This window comes from Nocardiopsis sp. TNDT3, from assembly GCF_003427465.1.
GTDB lineage: Bacteria > Actinomycetota > Actinomycetes > Streptosporangiales > Streptosporangiaceae > Nocardiopsis > Nocardiopsis dassonvillei.
Map to the genome: position 1 here is coordinate 1 of NZ_QPFC01000718.1, position 2,764 is coordinate 2,764.

Below are 2,764 nucleotides of genomic sequence, written 5' to 3' on the forward strand. Positions count from 1 at the left end.
GCACCTGGGGCACCGGCAGCTTCGGCGCCCTGTGGGTGAGCATGTCGGTCAGCATCCCGGCCTGGACCCTGGCCAGCGGCCTGATCGCGGCGGGCATGGACTGGCGCCAGGCCATGCTCGCCGTGGTCCTGGGCAACCTCGTCGTCCTGCTGCCCATGGTGCTGACCGGCCACGCGGGCGCCAGGTACGGCATCCCCTTCCCCGTGTTCGCGCGCGCCTCCTTCGGCCTGCGCGGCGCCAACCTGCCCGCGCTGCTGCGCGGCGCGGTCGCCTGCGGCTGGTACGGCATCCAGACCTGGGTCGGCGGCCAGGGGGTGTACATCCTGCTCGGGCGGCTGCTCGGCGACGGGTGGACGGGGTCGGCGGCGCTGGGCGGCCAGCCGTGGACGCTGTGGCTGTCCTTCGGCCTGTTCTGGGTCGCCCAGCTCGCGATCATCCTGTGGGGCATGGAGGGCGTGCGCCGGACCCAGGTGTGGGCCGCGCCGCTGATGATCCTCGGCGGCGTCGCGCTGCTGGCCTGGATGGCCGTGGAGGCCGGGGGCCTGGCCCCGATGCTGTCCCTGGACTCGGGCGAGCCCCTGGACTGGGGGCCCTCCTTCTGGGCGCTGTTCTTCCCGTCGCTGATGGGCGTGATCGGCTACTGGGCGACCCTGACCCTCAACATCAGCGACTTCACCCGCTTCTCGTCCTCCCAGCGCGCCCAGGTGGTGGGCCAGACGCTGGGCCTGCCCACCACGATGACGCTGTTCTCGCTGCTGGCCGTCATGGTCACGGCGGGCACCGCGGCCGTCTACGGCGAACCCCTGTGGAACCCGATCGACGTCGTGGCGCGGATGGACAGCGGGATCGGCCTGCTCTTCGCGGTCTTCGTCGTGCTGCTGGCCACGGTCTCCACCAACATCGCGGCCAATCTGGTCGGTCCGGCCTACGACCTGTCCAACCTCAGGCCCCGGCTGATCAGCTTCCGCGCCGGGGCGATCACCACCTGCGTGCTCAGCGTGCTGATCATGCCGTGGCGGCTGCTGGAGAACGAGAGCGTCTACATCTTCACCTGGCTGGGCACGGTGGGCGGCCTCCTGGGCACCGTGGCGGGCGTCCTGCTCGCCGACTACTGGCTGCTGCGCCGCACGCGGATGAACCTGCCCGCGCTGTACGAGCGCGGCTCGGAGTACTGGTACCGGCACGGGTGGAACTGGCGCGCCCTGGTGGCCTTCGGCGTCGGCTCGGTGCTGGCCGTGGGCGGTTCGCACTCCCCCGAGGGGTCGGGCCCCTTCCCGGCCGAGGGTCTGGTCCCGTTCCTGGCGCCGCTGGCGGACTACGGGTGGCTCGTGGGGCTGGCCAGCGGCCTGCTGCTGCACTGGGGCCTGGGCGTGCTCCTGCCCCACCGGGACGCGGGGGAGCGGGCCGCGAGGAGGACGGAGGGGGCCGCCGCCGGCTGAGCGGGCCCCGGGGTCAGTCCCGCCGGGTCCACTCCCCGTGGGCGGACCCGGCCGTCAGCGGGAGCCCGACGCCGAAGGCGCCCTCATCGTCGTAGAAGTGCTCTTCGCCTTCTTCGTACTCTTCGAGCTCTTCGTCCCAGTCGTGTTCCATGCCCGGCTCTGCCCTTCTTTTCGGCATCGTCTCATCGACGCTCGGCGCTTGGAGAAGGTTGTCCCGGCTGCGGGGCGCACCGGCGGTCCGGGAGCGCGGAGGACTGCCTCACTCCGCGCTCCGCGGGGTCACCTGTAGCCGTCGGGGTTGGCCGACTGCCAGCGCCAGGCGTCGGCGCAGGCCTCGGCCACCGTGTGCTCGGCCCTCCAGCCCAGTTCGCGGTTGGCCAGCCCCGGGTCGGCGAAGCAGGTGGCGATGTCGCCGTCGCGGCGCGGCCCCACCCGGAAGGGGATGGTGTGGCCGCAGGCCGCCTCGAAGGCGCGGATCGCCTCCAGGACGGAGGTGCCCCTCCCCGTCCCCAGGTTGAAGGCCCTGAGCCCCTTCTGCGAGGCCAGGTGGTCGAGCGCCGCGACGTGCCCCCGGGCCAGGTCCACCACGTGCAGGTAGTCCCGGACCCCCGTGCCGTCCGCGGTGTCGTAGTCGTCGCCGAAGACCGTCAGCTCGGGCAGCCTGCCCGCGGCGACCTTGGAGATGTAGGGGAAGAGGTTGTTGGGGATGTCGTTGGGGTCCTCCCCGATCAGGCCGCTGGAGTGTGCGCCGACCGGGTTGAAGTACCGCAGCACGGTGATCCGCCAGTCGGGCGCGCTCACCGCGAGGTCCTCCAGGATCCTCTCGCCGAACAGCTTGGTCGCGCCGTAGGGGTTGGTCACCCGCAGCGCGCTCCCCTCGGCGATCGGCACCGTGTCGGGGTCGCCGTAGACGGTGGCCGAGGAGCTGAACACCAGGTCGCGCACCCCGACGCGGTCCATCGTCTCGGCGAGCGTGAGCAGGGCGTCCAGGTTGTTGCGGTAGTACCGCAGCGGCTGGCTGACGGACTCCCCCACCGCCTTGAGCCCGGCGAAGTGCACCACGGCCTCGATGCCGTGCTCCACCAGGACGCGCTCGACGACGCCCTGCTCGGTGCAGTCGCCCCGCACGAACGGGATCCGCGCGCCGGTGATCTTCTCGACCCGGCGCACGGCCTCCTCGCTGCTGTTGACCAGGTTGTCCAGGACGACCACCTGGTGCCCGCGCGCGACCAGCTCGACCGCCGTGTGGGAACCGATGTACCCGGCTCCTCCGGTGAGCAGAATCCTCAAGGCCCTCTTCACCCTCCCTGTCGTGGGGGGGGGGG

General features: G+C 72.1%; 3 protein-coding genes. 1 reads left to right on the top strand and 2 read right to left on the bottom strand.

The genetic code is table 11. From position 1 onward, the window contains the following. A partial coding sequence (locus tag DQW06_RS17800) for an NCS1 family nucleobase:cation symporter-1 (RefSeq protein WP_117198949.1) occupies window positions 1-1,439 on the top strand: 1,439 nt, incomplete at its 5' end. Between the two features lie 13 nt (window positions 1,440-1,452). Here DQW06_RS17800 and DQW06_RS29270 read toward each other — a convergent pair. Continuing rightward, a complete protein-coding gene (locus DQW06_RS29270) occupies window positions 1,453-1,590 on the bottom strand; it encodes a hypothetical protein (RefSeq protein WP_013156154.1) in 138 nt (45 codons plus the stop codon). 128 nt (window positions 1,591-1,718) lie between these two features. After that, the gene (gene galE, locus DQW06_RS17805; protein ID WP_013156153.1) at window positions 1,719-2,729 is read right to left on the bottom strand and encodes a UDP-glucose 4-epimerase GalE; all 1,011 of its coding nucleotides are present in this window, start codon (window positions 2,727-2,729) and stop codon (window positions 1,719-1,721) included. Window positions 2,730-2,764: the final 35 nt, after the last annotated feature.